This is a genomic window from Tateyamaria sp. 7Alg 36 (genome assembly GCF_059882455.1).
This window is the reverse complement of record NZ_CM187613.1, coordinates 1,189,160-1,202,443: the sequence shown is the minus strand read 5'-3', so window position 1 is coordinate 1,202,443 and position 13,284 is coordinate 1,189,160. Positions and strand designations below refer to the sequence as shown.

Here is a 13,284-nt window from a genome sequence, read left to right as displayed (position 1 = left end):
GCGCGGGATACTGGCCCGCCTGCGCGGCAAGCTCAAGGCCGATTGCGGTGTTTAGCTGTTCAGGCTGGCCAGAAGCTGGTGGAACTTTTCACCCTGCACCGCCACATGGCTGCGCAGCGCGGCGGCGGCCCTGTCCCCATCCCCGTTCTTGAGGGCGTTCAGAATTTCCTTATGCTCGGCCATCGACGCATCCATGCGCCCTCGAAACTTCAATTGCATCTTGCGATAGGCGCGCAGGCGGCTTTGCAGATGTAGGGCCTGTTTTTCCAGATAAGCGTTTGACGTAGCGTGATAAATGGTCTGATGGAAAACCTCGTTCTCGGCGTAATAGCGCGCGTGGTCGCGTGCCGAAATCGCCCGTGCACAGCGCGCGTTCACGGCGGCAAGTTCGGCGAGGGCGGCATCGCTGATCCGCGTCGCGGCCAGTCGCCCGCACGAGGCTTCAAGCTCTCCCATGGTTTCGAACATGTCCATCAGTTCCACCGGTCCGGGCTGGCGCACGAACACCCCGCGGCGGGGGATCTGTTCGGCCATGCCCGACGAAACCAGCACCTGCAACGCCTCGCGCACCGGCGTGCGGGACACGTCGAACCGCTTGGCCAGTTTCAGCTCGTCCAGCCGTTCGCCATCGGTAAAGTCGCCCGCAAAGACGAGCTGTTCCAGCGTTTCGGCGATCTTGAGGGCGCGACGTGTGTCCATTGGAAAGGCGTACTGCCTGCGGTTGTGAAATGCAATAATCACAAAATTGTATACGAGATATTTGACTTGGCATCCCAAACATGGAAAGCCAGTGCTGTGTAGTTTGGCCGCAAGCGTCGAGCACACTATGGGAGGAATATTATGAAACTCAATACATTCACGGCGGCAGCCGCGGTGGCAGCATTTGCATTGGGCACTGCTGCAAGCGCCGAAACACTGCGTCTTTCACACCAGTGGTCCAACAAGGACGTGCGTCACCAAGTGGCCCAGATGGTCGCTGATGGCGTGGCCGAGGCGGACGTTGATCTTGATATCCAGATCTTTGGATCGAAGTCGCTGTTCAAGCCACGCGAACAGTACCGCCCCCTCAGCCGCGGGCAGTTGGACATGACGGTTCTGCCACTCAGCTATGCAGGTGGCCAGCAACCGGCATTCAACCTGACCCTGATGCCCGGCATGGTGAAAAACCACGACCACGCCGCCCGTCTGAGCGCGTCGCCCTTTATGGAAGCCCTTGAAGAGAAGATGGCAGACGATGATGTGATGGTGCTGGTGCACGGTTACCTCGCGGGCGGTTTCGTCGGCAAGGACGGCTGCATCACCAAACCCGAAGACGTGAAGGGCCAGCAGACCCGTGCAGCGGGCAAGGCGTTTGAACAGATGCTGGCAGGGGCAGGGGCGTCCATCGCCTCCATGGCCTCGTCCGAGATCTACAACGCGATGCAGACCGGCGTTCTGACGGCGGCGAACACGTCCTCGTCGTCCTTCGTGTCCTATCGCATCTACGAACAGGTCGCCTGCTATACACCTGCGGGTGATGTGGCGCTGTGGTTCATGTATCAGCCGCTGCTGATGAACAAATCCAAGTTCGAAAGCCTGAACGAAGAACAGCAGGCCGCGCTGCTGGATGCTGCCGCCAAGGCCGAGGCGTTCTACCTCGAAGAAGCCAAGAAGCAGGACGCCGCCTCCGAGCAGGTGTTCCGCGATGCAGGCGTCGAAATCGCGCATATGTCCGCCGAGGATTTCGAAGCATGGCGCGCATTGGCGCAGGAAACCTCCTACAAGGCCTTCGTCGAAGAAGTGCCGGATGGTCAGGAACTGCTCGATATGGCGCTGGCGGTCGAATAACCCCAGCCTTCTGACAAGGGCCGCCCTGTGATCGGGGCGGTCCTTCCTTTCCCAATTTCCAAATATTCAGAATCGGAGGGTGTGATGGCGGGCCAGAGTTCTGCAGCAATCGCAAAAACCGGCAACAACCCGTTCCTACGCGCGGTTGCAGCCCTGTCGACCGTGGCGGGTTGGTTTTCGGCAGCAATGATCGTGGCCGCAGTTGCCATCACGTGCCAGATGATTTTCATCCGCTTTGTGCTGAACGGATCGACTGTCTGGCAGACCGAAGCAGTCATCTACCTTGCCATCGGTGCCACGCTGATCGGTCTGCCCTATGTGCAGCGTCTGCGCGGCCATGTGAACGTGGATCTGATCCCGCTGATGATGGGCCCGCGCACGCGGCGCACCATGGCGATCTTCACGTTGTCCCTGTCGATTGCCATCGTGTCGCTGATGCTGTGGTACGGCTTTGAATTCTGGCACTTCGCCTATGACCGTGGCTGGAAGTCCGACACGGTCTGGGGCGTCCGTTTGTGGATTCCCTATCTGTCCCTGCCCGTGGGGTTTGCCCTGTATCTGCTGCAACTGGTGGCCGATCTGGTGGCGCTGCTGTTGCGCGTCGAAGCGCCCTTTGGCCTTGAGGAGAACGCATAATGGATCCGATCACACTTGGCGGTATCGTTGCAATCTGCACCATCGCGGTTCTGTTTTCCGGCGTGTCTGTGGCCCTTGGGTTGCTGATCGTATCGGCGGGGTTTCTGATGGTCTTTGACGGGATGCGGTCGCTGGAACTGCTGCCCGAAATCCTGTTCGGCAAGCTCGACAACTTCGCCCTTCTGTCGATCCCGATGTTCATCATCATGGGGTCATCCATCGCCTCGACCCGTGCAGGCGCGGACCTCTACGAAGCGCTTGAGCGTTGGCTGACCCGCGTGCCGGGAGGGCTGGTGATTTCCAACCTTGGCGCCTGCGCGCTGTTTGCCGCCATGTCGGGGTCCAGCCCCGCCACATGCGCCGCCATCGGCAAGATGGGCATCCCCGAGATGCGCAAGCGCGGCTATCCCGACGGGGTTGCGGCAGGGTCGATCGCGGCGGGCGGCACGTTGGGCATCCTGATCCCGCCATCGGTCACGATGATCGTCTATGGCATTGCCACCGAAACCTCGATCGGGCGGCTGTTCCTTGCAGGCGTCATTCCGGGGTTGATGTTGGTCGCGCTGTTCATGGCGTGGTCGCTTTATTCCACATGGCGGTCGGGCGACCGTGCGCTGCTGGCCACGGGCGATTATTCGTGGAAGGAAAAGTTTGAAATCCTGCCCCGCGTCGTGCCCTTCCTGCTGATCATTCTTGGCGTGCTTTATGCGATGTATGGTGGGGTGGCGACACCGTCCGAAACGGCCGCTGTCGGCGCGCTGTTGTGCCTGCTGATCGCGATGGTCATCTACAAGCTGTGGAACCCCAAAGACCTTTGGGTCGTGCTGCGCGACAGCACGAAGGAGTCGGTGATGATCCTGTTCATCATCGCGGCGGCGGGTGTGTTTTCCTACATGCTGTCCAGCCTGTTCATCACCCAGTCCATCGCGGCGTGGATCGGCACGCTGGATGTGAACCCTTGGGTGCTGATGGCGGCGGTGAACCTGTTCCTGCTGGTTGCGGGTTTCTTCCTGCCGCCGGTTGCGGTGATCCTGATGGCCGCGCCCATCCTGCTGCCCATCATCACCACGGCGGGCTTTGATCCGGTGTGGTTCGCGGTTGTGCTGACCATCAACATGGAGATCGGGTTGATCTCGCCTCCGGTCGGTTTGAACCTCTATGTGATCAACGGGATCGCGCCGGACATTTCGCTGCGCACCATCCTGATGGGATCACTGCCGTTTGTGGCCTGCATGGTGGTGGCGATTTTGCTGCTGTGCTTCTTCCCCGGTCTGGCGACGTGGTTGCCCGATGCGGTGATGGGCCCGTCGCTGTGATGCGGCAGGCAGGCTGACCGGCACACGGTTCCATTTTCCACGCGGTCAGGTAAAAGATGCCCGCATTCGAACTAGACAGGACGCACCATGGCCAACCCTCTCTTTGACACGCTGTTTGCCACCCATAAGGGCAAGTCGGACGTGTTCTTGCACCTGCCCGAAGGCGGTACACTCAGCTATGACGCCTTTCTTGGCCTTACAGCGCAATATGCCAACACGCTGGGGGCGTCGGGACTGTCGGTCGGGGATCGCCTTGCGGTGCAGGTTGAAAAGTCGCCCAACGCACTGGCGCTTTATGCGGCATGTGTGCAGGCGGGCATCGTGTTCCTGCCGCTTAACACCGGATATACCGCCGACGAGGTATCGTACTTTGTCGAGAACAGCGGTGCAGGGCTGGTCATCTGCGATCCTGCCAAGGCCGAGGCGTTGGGCCCGATTGCAGCGGGATGTGGTGCCGCGCTGCACACGATGGACGCACATGGCGCGGGCAGCTTTGCAGACGCTGCCGCCAGCCAGCCATCCAGCTTTGACACGGTCGAACGCAGCGGCGACGATCTAGCCGCGTTCCTGTACACATCCGGCACGACCGGACGGTCCAAAGGCGCGATGCTGACCCAGAACAACCTTCTGTCCAACGCGCAAACACTGGCTGAACACTGGCGCTTCAGCGCGGATGACGTGCTGCTGCACGCGCTGCCGATCTTTCACACACACGGTCTGTTCGTGGCCTGCAACATCACCTGCATGGCGGGGAGTTCGATGATCTTCCTGCCGCGTTTCCACGTGGATGCGATGATCGAACATATGCCCAAGGCCACGGTGCTGATGGGCGTGCCAACGTTCTACACGCGCCTTCTGGACGATGCGCGGTTCACCCGTGAACTGGCGGATCACATGCGCCTGTTCGTGTCAGGCAGCGCGCCCTTGCTGGCCGAAACCCATGTGCAGTTCGAAAACCGCACGGGCAAGCGCATCCTAGAACGCTATGGCATGACCGAAACCAATATGAACACCTCGAACCCCTATGACGGGGAACGGCGTGCAGGCACTGTCGGCTTTGCCCTGCCAGGGACCGAGGTCAAGATCACCGACTCCACCACAGGTGAAACCCTGCCACAGGGCGAGATCGGAGAGATCGAGGTGCGCGGTCCCAACGTCTTTAAAGGCTATTGGCAGATGCCCGAAAAGACGGCCGAGGAACTGCGCCCCGACGGGTTCTTTATTACCGGCGATCTGGGCCGCTTTGATGAGGATGGCTATCTGCACATTGTCGGGCGCAACAAGGATCTGATCATCTCGGGCGGCTACAACATCTACCCCAAAGAGATCGAACAACTGCTCGACGATCAGGAACATGTGCTGGAAAGCGCGGTGATCGGCGTGCCGCATCCGGACTTTGGCGAAACGGTCGTGGGCATTCTGGTGGCGGACAAGACCGGCACCCCCGATCTCGACGCGATCAAGGCCAATATCGCGACCTCGCTGGCGCGGTTCAAACATCCGCAAAAGCTGATCGTGCTGCCAGAGCTGCCGCGCAACACGATGGGAAAGGTGCAGAAAAAGGCGCTGCGCGATACCTATGGCGACCTGTTCACGGGCTAAGGGCCCGTCCGCCTGCCGCTCCCGCGCTGATCGTCAGTCGAGCGGCAGGCCCACATAATTCTCGGCAATCGCGCGCGACGCGGTTTCCGACCCCAAGATATAGTCGAATTCGGCCCGCTGCATCCGCTTCTGGAACTGCGAGTCGTCGGGGAACTGGTGCATCAGCGTCGACAACTGCCAAGAGAACCGTTCGACCTTCCACACCCGTTTCAGCACGGTTTCGGAATAGTTGTCGATATGGGTGTCATTACCGTCGCGGTAATGCGCAACCAAGGCGCGTGCCATAATGCGCACATCCGCCGCCGCAAGGTTCAGCCCCTTGGCCCCTGTGGGGGGCACGATATGGGCAGCGTCACCGGCCAGAAACATCGCACCATAGTGCATCGGTTCGGCCACAAAGGACCGCAGCGGGGCGATGGATTTTTCAAAGGACGCGCCGGTTTGCAGGTTCGCCGCCGCATCCGGTCCCAGCCGGATCGCGAATTCTTCCCAGAACCGGTCATCCGACCAGTTGGCAACGTCGTCGCCCGTGTCGCACTGCACGTAATAGCGGCTGCGCGTGTTCGACCGCATGGACGCCAGCGCAAAGCCGCGCGCGTGGTTGGCATAGATCAATTCGTGGCTGACGGGCGGCTTTTCGACCATCACCCCAAGCCAGCCAAAGGGATAGACTCGTTCGAAGGTTTGCAGGACATCTGCGGGGATCGACTGACGCGATACGCCGTGGAAACCATCGCAGCCCGCCACGTAGTCGCAACGCACTTCAACCTCGGCCCCGTCATGGACAAAGCGCACGCTTGGCGCGTCGGATTTCAGGTCTTTCGGCGTGACCTGATCGGCGTTGAAAAAGAACACCTGCCCGTCGCCATGGCGCTTGTCGAACAGGTCTTTGGTGACTTCGGTCTGGCCGTAGACGGTGACGCTTTTGCCGGTCAGCGCCTTTATGTCGATGCGGTGGCGGTCGCCGTCAAAGGCCAGTTCGAACCCGTCATGGGGCAACCCTTCGCGGTGTAGCCGGTCGGCGGCGCCTGCCTCTTCCAGCGCGGCGACCGTGCCTTGTTCCAGAACCCCTGCGCGAATGCGCCCTTCGATATAGGCCCTGTCCTTGCGGTCGATCAGCACCGTGTCGATGCCCGCATTCGCCAGAAGCTGTGACAGAAGCAGGCCGCTGGGACCGGATCCGATGATGCACACCTGCGTCTTTACGGTTTTCATGGGGGCTGCTCCTTGTGGTGTTGCATGGGGATATAGCCGCCTCGCGGGCGCAGGAAATAGCGTCGGGTCAGATAATGTTATCCTGATGAACGTTTTTCGCGGATTGGACGTGTCGTGCAGATTTCCACGGCCCGTTCTAACCGTGACTGATCGCTACCAGATGATTGTCCCATTGCAGATCGCTACGCCGTGCAGGGTCGGTCGCGTTGCCGATCACGAACTGCATTTCGCCCGTGCCCGCGCTGACGGTCAGGCCGCGCTGCCAAGGGGCCACGCCGCACACATCCTTGAGCGCGAGCGTATGCGACAGCCTGCGCGAACGCACATCGTAAAGATGCAGCAGACCGCCACGCGGCGAAGTTACCGCCACACTGCGCCCGTCGGGGGCAAAGGCGATGCTGCCGATATAGCCCTGCATCGCACGCAGTTCATCCGCTGGGGCCGACAGCAACTCGGCCGGTTGACCCATCCGGTGGACGCCGACAAGGCCCTCGACCTCTCCGTCGCCCTGCCATTGCATGCCGAATGCGACCTCGCCCGCAGGGCCGATGGCAAGGTGGCGGATCGAGTTCTTGTGCAGGGCAGCGGGCAGGGCAACCGCGTCGATCACTTCCCCGTTTTGGACATAGCTGAGGTTGGGGGCCATGGTGGCGATGTTCAGCTTGGTGCGCCCTGAATCAGGGTGGGTGTCGATGCCGCCATTGGCGACGACCAACATGTCGGTGGCGGGTAGGTGCTTGATGTCGTGCGGGCCGATGCCGCCGCTGTCCCATTCCGCGATGCGTTTGTAACCGCGCAGCGCGTCCCAGACACCGATGCGTCCGCGACCGGCCTCGAAATCATTCTCGGTGGTGAACAGTAGACTGCCATCGGTGGAAAACGTACCATGCCCATAGAAATGACGCCCCGCTGGCGCGTTCAAGGTGGCACGTTGCGCACCCGTGGCGCAGTCGATCACCAGCGCAAAGGTGCCGGGACGGCGGGCAAAGGCGACCGCCTCCGGGCGAGTGGGGTGGGCGGCGGCGGCATGGCCACGCGCGGGCAAGGGGATCTGAAAGCGCAGGTCCAGATCAGCGCCAATGCCGCACAGAACGTAATCGCCCGCTGGTGTCTTGGCCGCCGACAGGAAGGCGGGCGCACCCGCATCCGCCCAAGTGGGCAGCGGCATCAATCCGGCGGCCATCAACCCGCCGAGAAAGCGGCGGCGGTCTTTGCGTGTGCCTGCCATGTCAGTCCCCGTCCATCGAGTTAAAGCCTGCATCAACCCCCAGCTTCGGGCCAAGCTGCGTGCCGACGGTGTCGCGGATATCATCTACGGCCTGCTGCACAACCTCGACCTTGAAACGGCTTTGCGGATCGGCAACCGAGGCAAAGACAGGATCTTCCAGCGCGGCAAGGCGTTGTTGCGCGGTGTCAAACTCCGCATCAAGGTCGGCCACCAGCGCGCTGTCGTCACCCGCAAGGCGCAGGGCAAGGTCGTGAAGCGACGCAAGGCTCAGCATCACATGGCGGGCGGAACGGCCTGAACGGCGCGCCTCGCTACGTGCAGGACGGGGGCGGTCAAAGGTGCCCAAGGGGCGCCCCAGCCGTGTGTCCGATGTGAATTGCAGGCCCGCCGATACGGCCTTGAGCATCTCTTGCAGGACTTCTTCCTCGCTCCGGTACACGCCTGTGTCCGATGGTGCTTGCATGGACGCGGCGTAACTGTCGTGCCAGTCGTCGCGGATGCGCGCCGTGGTCTGGGCCATGTCCGCGCCCACGGTGCGCAGCAACTGGCAGTGATAGGCCGGATCGCCAGCGGTGCTGAGCGCGTCGTCATAGATCAGGAACTCCATTGCATAGAACCCGCGCGCGGCGATGGAAACCTGCGCATAATCGGCGGGGCTGGCGGCAATGGGATCCTGATCGGCAATCAGGGCATTCAGCGTCTTGGGCGTCGCGCCGCGGCTGTCGGGCCAGAAGGCCAGCGCAAAGGCGCGGTCATCAACCTCGGTCGGGCCAAAGCGCAAGTGGCTGGTCGAGATCCACGCATCAAAGGCCGCGCCATAGGCGGTGCGCAGCGCCTCGGACGCAGGGTCGCAATTTTGTGCGGCGACCTCGGTCAGGGTCTGGGTTTCACTAGCAAGCGCGTCGATCCGTGGCAGGATATGCCCGTCCACGATGTCGGAAATCACGTCTGCACCAGCCCCCACGGGGGCAAAGGCAAGCGTCAGGGCGAACAGGACAGGTTTCATAGACTCTCCAAAAAAGCGATCAGGGCGACACGATCGGGGGCGGGCATGGCGACAACTGAATCCCGCTGCGCCTGCGCTTCGCCGCCATGCCACAGCACGGCCTCAAGCAGGGACCGCGCGCGCCCGTCATGCAGGAAATAGCTGTGCCCGCTGACCTGCTGCGTCATGCCGATACCCCAGAGCGGCGGCGTGCGCCATTCCCGCCCCGTCGCGCGCGCTTCTGGGCGGTTGTCTGCCAATCCGTCGCCCATGTCGTGCAACAGCATGTCCGTATAGGGCCAGATCAGCTGAAAGCTCTGCTCGGGCTGGTCCTCTAGTCGGTGGGTCACAAAACTCGGCTGGTGGCAGGACGTGCAGCCGGTCTGATAGAACAGTTCCTTGCCGCGCAACACTTGCGGGTCATCCGCGCCACGCCGTGCAGGGACGCCCAGATTGCGGCTGTAAAAGGTGACTAGGTCCAGCCCCTCGGCGTCGATCTCGAACACGCGGTCATCTCCGTCGCCGTGCAAGGCAGCGATGCAATCGGCCTGCAAGTCAGTGCATTCGCCACTGCCAGCAGTGAAAAGCGGGTTGGAAATGCCGATATCGCCCACAAAGGCCGCGGCGGTCTGTTCCTTGATCGTCGGGTCGCCCGCCTTGAGGCCAAAGCGCCCCAGCATGGGCTGTTCGTATTCGACCGACCAGACCACATTGGGTCGCCCTGAAATACCGTCTTCGTCCAGATCGTCGGGGTCGGCCAGTGCAAGGATATCCGCCGCCGGAACCGCCTCAAGCAGGCCAAGGCCGATCATCTGCGGCGCGACGCGGGGCGACAGCATCGCCTGCGGGTGCAGCGGGCCATAGCCCAGATTGGCGGTACGATAGGTCGGGTGGCGCAAGGACACCTCCGTGCCATCGGCCAAGGTCACGACCTCTTCCTCGTAAGCAATCGCCAGCTTGTATTCCGATGTCTGCCCCTGCACGGCAAAGTCCTGCAACTGCGTGCCATAGGTCGGGTCGGGCAGGGTGGCGATGTAGCCTGCGATCTTGTCGCTATGTGCGGAACTGTCGGCAGGGATCGACACGCGCAAGAACATCGACACGGCGTTGTCGTCAGCGTTTTCAGGCGGATGACCGCGACCGTCCTTGATGTGGCAACGCTGGCAGGACCGCGCGTTGAACAGCGGCCCCAACCCGTCCGAGGCAAGCGTCGAGGCCGGCGAGGACACCCAGAGCTTGCGGAACAGCCCGTTGCCGACCTTGAAGGTCAATTCGTCCTCAAAACTGATATTGCCCGACGCTTGGGAAAACGCATCTGCCGTGGTGCGCGCGCGCACGGTGGCAGCCCCTGCGGGCTTGCCCTCGAACCGTTGGGCGGCGTCGAATGTGGTGGCAAGCGCGGTCACGTCCGCAATGCGGGCCGCTTCGTCTTCGGTTCGGGTGATTATGTTCAGATGGGGGTCGCCAAGGCCCCAAAAGGGGGCTTTGGCCGGTGTATCCGTGTCCGCCAGCGCAACCGAGCCGGCGACAAGCGCAACTGCCAGCAGGCTATTCGGCTTCATCCATTTTGGAGGCGTTGAGGAGCGCATATTTTTCTTCACCGAGTTTGGCCACAAGGTCGAGCTGTGTTTCCAAAAAGTCGATATGACCTTCTTCGTCGGTCAGCAATTCTTCGAAGATGTTCTTGGTCACGTAATCGCCGACTTCTTCGCAATATTTGCGCGCTTCTTTGTAATATTTCTGGGCGTCCTGTTCGGCGGCCAGATCACATTCCAGCGTTTCTTTTGGCGACTGGCCGATGCGCAATGGGTCGAGCTTTTGCAGGTTCGGATGGCCCCCCAGAAGCAGGATACGGGCGATCAGCTTGTCCGCGTGGTGCATCTCTTCGATGCTTTCCTCGCGGGATTTCTTGGCCATGTGGCCCAATCCCCAATCTTCCTGAAGGCGGAAGTGCAACCAGTACTGGCTGACAGCGGTCAATTCACTGCGCAATGCGCCGTTCAGATACTCAATAACTTTTTTGTCGCCGTTCACTTGTATTCTCCTGTGTCGCTGCGGCCCGAAGGTTGCGCAGGTGCATGGGCACTTCAAGATTGCTGTTATTCCGCATCGTTGCCAGAAACAGGGGCATACATCCACCGCAATCCGCGGCCTTTCCCAAAGCGTGGTAGATTTTACCGGGGGTGATGATGGTCTTGTCATCAGACGCGCGCATCCAGTCGACAGCGGCGTTGATGTCGTGATCGGTGATGTTCTGACAGTGGCAAACTATCATCTCATGGATCCTTCTTGCGTCGGTATGATGACAAGACCTTGGGTGGGGTTACTGGAAAACGGCGTCCGGATCGTCGAGGCTGTCGGAGCCTTCGATGGCGATTTGGTCCAGTTGCAGGGCGCGCACGACCCGCTCGATCGAACGTGTCTGTTCGATGAACCCGTTCACGCCGCCCATTACCAGCGCCTCGCCCGCGTCGTTGCCGCGTTCCAGCATCTGGTCATAGGCAAAGCCCGCCTCGGCAGCGGTCTTGATCCGGCCAAGGGCCATCACGGTGTTGCCCAGCTTGTTCTGCATTTCGGTGTCGAGTTCGGCATCGGTCTGCGCCACCAGATCGGCCAGCGACGGGCCTGTGACCAGCGTGCCATCCACGCGCACATACTCACCCAGATAGACGTTCTGCACGCCCAGACCATCGTAGTAGTGGTCGTTGTGGGTGTTGTCGGCAAAGCAGGAATGTTCCTCTTCGGGGTCGTTCAGCATCACGCCAAGGCGCATCCGCTCGCCCGCAACCTCGCCATAGGACAGGGAACCCATGCCGGTGAGCATCGCGCTGAGGCCCGCTTCGTCATTTTCTGTGACCGTTGCGCGCGCTTCGCCGCCCTCGGCCCATTGTGCGGCCATCCATTCCAGATCGGAAACCAGTAGGTCGGTCGCGGCGGTCAAGTATTCGCCACGGCGGTCGCAGTTGTCATTGGTGCAGTCAGCGCCAGTGGCATAATCGGTCCACGGACGGTTGCCTGCGCCGGTGCCGTGGCCGTTCAGATCCTGACCCCAAAGCAGGAATTCAATCGCGTGATAGCCCGTAGCCACATTCGCCTCGACACCGTCGGCTTCCTGCAATGTCTCTTCCAACAGGGCAGGGGTGATCGTGGTGGCATCGACCTCGGTTCCCGACAGGGTGAAGGTCGGGTTGGCGATCACATTCAGCGCGGCAAAGGCGTTTTCATCCGACGGCCCGCCATAGGACGCGTCCACATAGTCGATCAGCCCTTCGTCCAGCGGCCACGCATTCACCTTGCCCTCCCAGTCATCCACGATCGGGTTGCCAAAGCGGTACACCTCGGTCTGTTGATAGGGCACGCGCGCGGCCAGCCATGCGGCCTTGGCTGCTTGCAGGGCCTCGGCGGACGGATCGGACACCAGCGTGTTCACAGCCGCCTGAAGCGTTTTGGCGGTGGTCAGGCTGTCCTCATAGGCCGCAGCGGCAATATCCGCATAGGTTTGCAAAACGTCCGCGCGTTCAACAGCAAAAGCAGGCGTGGCCAGTGCAAGAAGCAAAGCCGTCGAAGTCAGATACGTGCGTTTCATCAATAAGTCCCTGTTAGTGAATCGTCGTTGGATAGGAATGGGGTGTCGGGGGCTGGCCGCGCAGATCTTTTGGCGCGGCGAGGTTCATACGCATCAGCGCGTGGCCGAAATCGGCGGCAAGGGCTGTGACCACGGGCGCCATATCGGGGCGCACCAGCAAGGTGGCGAACATCATCGCATCTTCGCGATTCCCCGTGGCGGCGCTGGCGATGAAATTGGCAAAGCAGGATTCGTCCGCGCCAAGGCATTTGCAGTCGACCGAATGGCGCATGAGCGGGCGGCGTCCGTGGCGGGCGCACAATCCGCACAGATCCTCGAACGCGGTCATGGCACGGCGTCCGCGATCCGATCCAAGGCTGCTGGTCAGATCGTTCCAGACGGCGGACTGGCTTTCTGGGCCGTCGCACCACAGGCGCAGATAGATGACGGATGCGGCTTCGATCTTGTCGAGTTCCGAAACAAAACCGACGGGCGCACCGCCGCGGTGGGTGTGCGCGCCGCTCATTTTGTCAGGATCAGTTTGCCCGCGCGCGTGATGCGCAGGGTATAGGTCTGATCCCCCAGCACGATCTGGGCGACGTCACCGTCCTGCGTCAGATCCTTGGCGGAATACGTGGGCAGGGTGGTTGCGGGGAATTGCTTGGGGGGGGAGGCGTGAAAGCTCATGCGGTGGTCCGTCCTTTGTCAGAGGTCGTGTCCAGTTGCGCGTCAACAAACCAGCCGATGTTGGTAATCCCCGCTTCCGCGGCGGCGGCCAGCAGTTCCATATCCTCGCCTTTGGTGCGGGCGGTGCTCAGCGGCGTGTGGTCGGGTTTGGGCATTTTGGGCGTGTTCATCTGGAAGTCCTCACATGGTTGGTGTGTCGGGCTTCCCTTCATTGGACTCAGGG

The 13,284-nt window shown here is 61.4% G+C and carries 15 protein-coding genes; 4 read left to right on the top strand and 11 right to left on the bottom strand.

Going from position 1 to position 13,284, the window contains the following annotated elements; genetic code table 11:
* Positions 1–51 precede the first annotated feature (51 nt).
* Positions 52–699: a GntR family transcriptional regulator gene (locus AC6GQJ_RS05790; protein WP_500772669.1), complete on the bottom strand. Its 648-nt coding sequence runs from the start codon at positions 697–699 to the stop codon at positions 52–54.
* A gap of 141 nt (positions 700–840) precedes the next feature.
* Between AC6GQJ_RS05790 and dctP the strand changes: the two genes are divergently transcribed.
* The 4 genes from dctP to AC6GQJ_RS05770 all read left to right on the top strand — a co-directional run bounded on the left by dctP (position 841) and on the right by AC6GQJ_RS05770 (position 5,381).
* Entirely contained in the window at positions 841–1,827 is a 987-nt protein-coding gene (gene dctP, locus AC6GQJ_RS05785) for a TRAP transporter substrate-binding protein DctP (RefSeq protein ID WP_500772667.1), read from the top strand.
* An 84-nt stretch (positions 1,828–1,911) separates the two neighbouring features.
* Complete coding sequence (locus tag AC6GQJ_RS05780; protein WP_500772665.1) at positions 1,912–2,463, top strand: TRAP transporter small permease; 552 nt, start codon at positions 1,912–1,914, stop codon at positions 2,461–2,463.
* Positions 2,463–3,779: a TRAP transporter large permease gene (locus AC6GQJ_RS05775; protein ID WP_500772663.1), complete on the top strand. Its 1,317-nt coding sequence runs from the start codon at positions 2,463–2,465 to the stop codon at positions 3,777–3,779. The genes AC6GQJ_RS05780 and AC6GQJ_RS05775 overlap by 1 nt, the downstream gene beginning before the upstream one ends.
* Positions 3,780–3,866: 87 nt before the next feature.
* Positions 3,867–5,381: a malonate--CoA ligase gene (locus AC6GQJ_RS05770; RefSeq protein ID WP_500772661.1), complete on the top strand. Its 1,515-nt coding sequence runs from the start codon at positions 3,867–3,869 to the stop codon at positions 5,379–5,381.
* Between the two features lie 33 nt (positions 5,382–5,414).
* Here the strand turns inward: AC6GQJ_RS05770 and pobA are convergent, their stop codons facing one another.
* From pobA to AC6GQJ_RS05720, 10 genes are all read right to left on the bottom strand, one after another.
* Positions 5,415–6,596: a 4-hydroxybenzoate 3-monooxygenase gene (gene pobA, locus AC6GQJ_RS05765; protein ID WP_500772660.1), complete on the bottom strand. Its 1,182-nt coding sequence runs from the start codon at positions 6,594–6,596 to the stop codon at positions 5,415–5,417.
* Positions 6,597–6,732: 136 nt separating this feature from the next.
* Positions 6,733–7,824 carry a DUF1513 domain-containing protein gene (locus AC6GQJ_RS05760; RefSeq protein WP_500772658.1) on the bottom strand — a complete coding sequence of 364 codons (1,092 nt, stop codon included), beginning with the start codon at positions 7,822–7,824 and terminating at the stop codon, positions 6,733–6,735.
* Between the two features lies 1 nt (position 7,825).
* Positions 7,826–8,830, bottom strand: a complete 1,005-nt coding sequence (locus AC6GQJ_RS05755; protein WP_500772656.1) for an imelysin family protein — start codon at positions 8,828–8,830, stop codon at positions 7,826–7,828.
* Positions 8,827–10,371, bottom strand: a complete 1,545-nt coding sequence (locus tag AC6GQJ_RS05750) for a di-heme oxidoreductase family protein (protein ID WP_500772654.1) — start codon at positions 10,369–10,371, stop codon at positions 8,827–8,829. Before AC6GQJ_RS05750 ends, AC6GQJ_RS05755 begins: the two co-directional genes overlap by 4 nt.
* The gene (gene bfr, locus AC6GQJ_RS05745) at positions 10,358–10,843 is read right to left on the bottom strand and encodes a bacterioferritin (RefSeq protein WP_500772652.1); all 486 of its coding nucleotides are present in this window, start codon (positions 10,841–10,843) and stop codon (positions 10,358–10,360) included. Before bfr ends, AC6GQJ_RS05750 begins: the two co-directional genes overlap by 14 nt.
* Positions 10,818–11,084 carry a (2Fe-2S)-binding protein gene (locus AC6GQJ_RS05740; protein ID WP_500772650.1) on the bottom strand — a complete coding sequence of 89 codons (267 nt, stop codon included), beginning with the start codon at positions 11,082–11,084 and terminating at the stop codon, positions 10,818–10,820. Before AC6GQJ_RS05740 ends, bfr begins: the two co-directional genes overlap by 26 nt.
* A 48-nt stretch (positions 11,085–11,132) precedes the next feature.
* Complete coding sequence (locus AC6GQJ_RS05735; protein ID WP_500772648.1) at positions 11,133–12,395, bottom strand: imelysin family protein; 1,263 nt, start codon at positions 12,393–12,395, stop codon at positions 11,133–11,135.
* A gap of 13 nt (positions 12,396–12,408) precedes the next feature.
* Positions 12,409–12,900: a hypothetical protein gene (locus AC6GQJ_RS05730; protein ID WP_500772646.1), complete on the bottom strand. Its 492-nt coding sequence runs from the start codon at positions 12,898–12,900 to the stop codon at positions 12,409–12,411.
* Positions 12,897–13,061 (bottom strand): hemin uptake protein HemP, encoded by a 165-nt coding sequence (gene hemP, locus AC6GQJ_RS05725; RefSeq protein WP_500772644.1) that lies wholly within the window; start codon positions 13,059–13,061, stop codon positions 12,897–12,899. Before hemP ends, AC6GQJ_RS05730 begins: the two co-directional genes overlap by 4 nt.
* Positions 13,058–13,231, bottom strand: coding sequence for a hypothetical protein (locus AC6GQJ_RS05720; RefSeq protein ID WP_500772642.1), 174 nt, complete (start codon positions 13,229–13,231; stop codon positions 13,058–13,060). Before AC6GQJ_RS05720 ends, hemP begins: the two co-directional genes overlap by 4 nt.
* Positions 13,232–13,284 lie beyond the last annotated feature (53 nt).

Bases quoted from the DNA above. Each gene is read 5' to 3' on its own strand.
- AC6GQJ_RS05790 (WP_500772669.1), bottom strand. From the start codon at position 699: ATGGACACACGTCGCGCCCTCAAGATCGCCGAAACGCTGGAACAGCTC.
- dctP (WP_500772667.1), top strand. From the start codon at position 841: ATGAAACTCAATACATTCACGGCGGCAGCCGCGGTGGCAGCATTTGCA.
- AC6GQJ_RS05780 (WP_500772665.1), top strand. From the start codon at position 1,912: ATGGCGGGCCAGAGTTCTGCAGCAATCGCAAAAACCGGCAACAACCCG.
- AC6GQJ_RS05775 (WP_500772663.1), top strand. From the start codon at position 2,463: ATGGATCCGATCACACTTGGCGGTATCGTTGCAATCTGCACCATCGCG.
- AC6GQJ_RS05770 (WP_500772661.1), top strand. From the start codon at position 3,867: ATGGCCAACCCTCTCTTTGACACGCTGTTTGCCACCCATAAGGGCAAG.
- pobA (WP_500772660.1), bottom strand. From the start codon at position 6,596: ATGAAAACCGTAAAGACGCAGGTGTGCATCATCGGATCCGGTCCCAGC.
- AC6GQJ_RS05760 (WP_500772658.1), bottom strand. From the start codon at position 7,824: ATGGCAGGCACACGCAAAGACCGCCGCCGCTTTCTCGGCGGGTTGATG.
- AC6GQJ_RS05755 (WP_500772656.1), bottom strand. From the start codon at position 8,830: ATGAAACCTGTCCTGTTCGCCCTGACGCTTGCCTTTGCCCCCGTGGGG.
- AC6GQJ_RS05750 (WP_500772654.1), bottom strand. From the start codon at position 10,371: ATGAAGCCGAATAGCCTGCTGGCAGTTGCGCTTGTCGCCGGCTCGGTT.
- AC6GQJ_RS05740 (WP_500772650.1), bottom strand. From the start codon at position 11,084: ATGATAGTTTGCCACTGTCAGAACATCACCGATCACGACATCAACGCC.
- AC6GQJ_RS05735 (WP_500772648.1), bottom strand. From the start codon at position 12,395: ATGAAACGCACGTATCTGACTTCGACGGCTTTGCTTCTTGCACTGGCC.
- AC6GQJ_RS05730 (WP_500772646.1), bottom strand. From the start codon at position 12,900: ATGAGCGGCGCGCACACCCACCGCGGCGGTGCGCCCGTCGGTTTTGTT.
- hemP (WP_500772644.1), bottom strand. From the start codon at position 13,061: ATGAGCTTTCACGCCTCCCCCCCCAAGCAATTCCCCGCAACCACCCTG.
- AC6GQJ_RS05720 (WP_500772642.1), bottom strand. From the start codon at position 13,231: ATGAACACGCCCAAAATGCCCAAACCCGACCACACGCCGCTGAGCACC.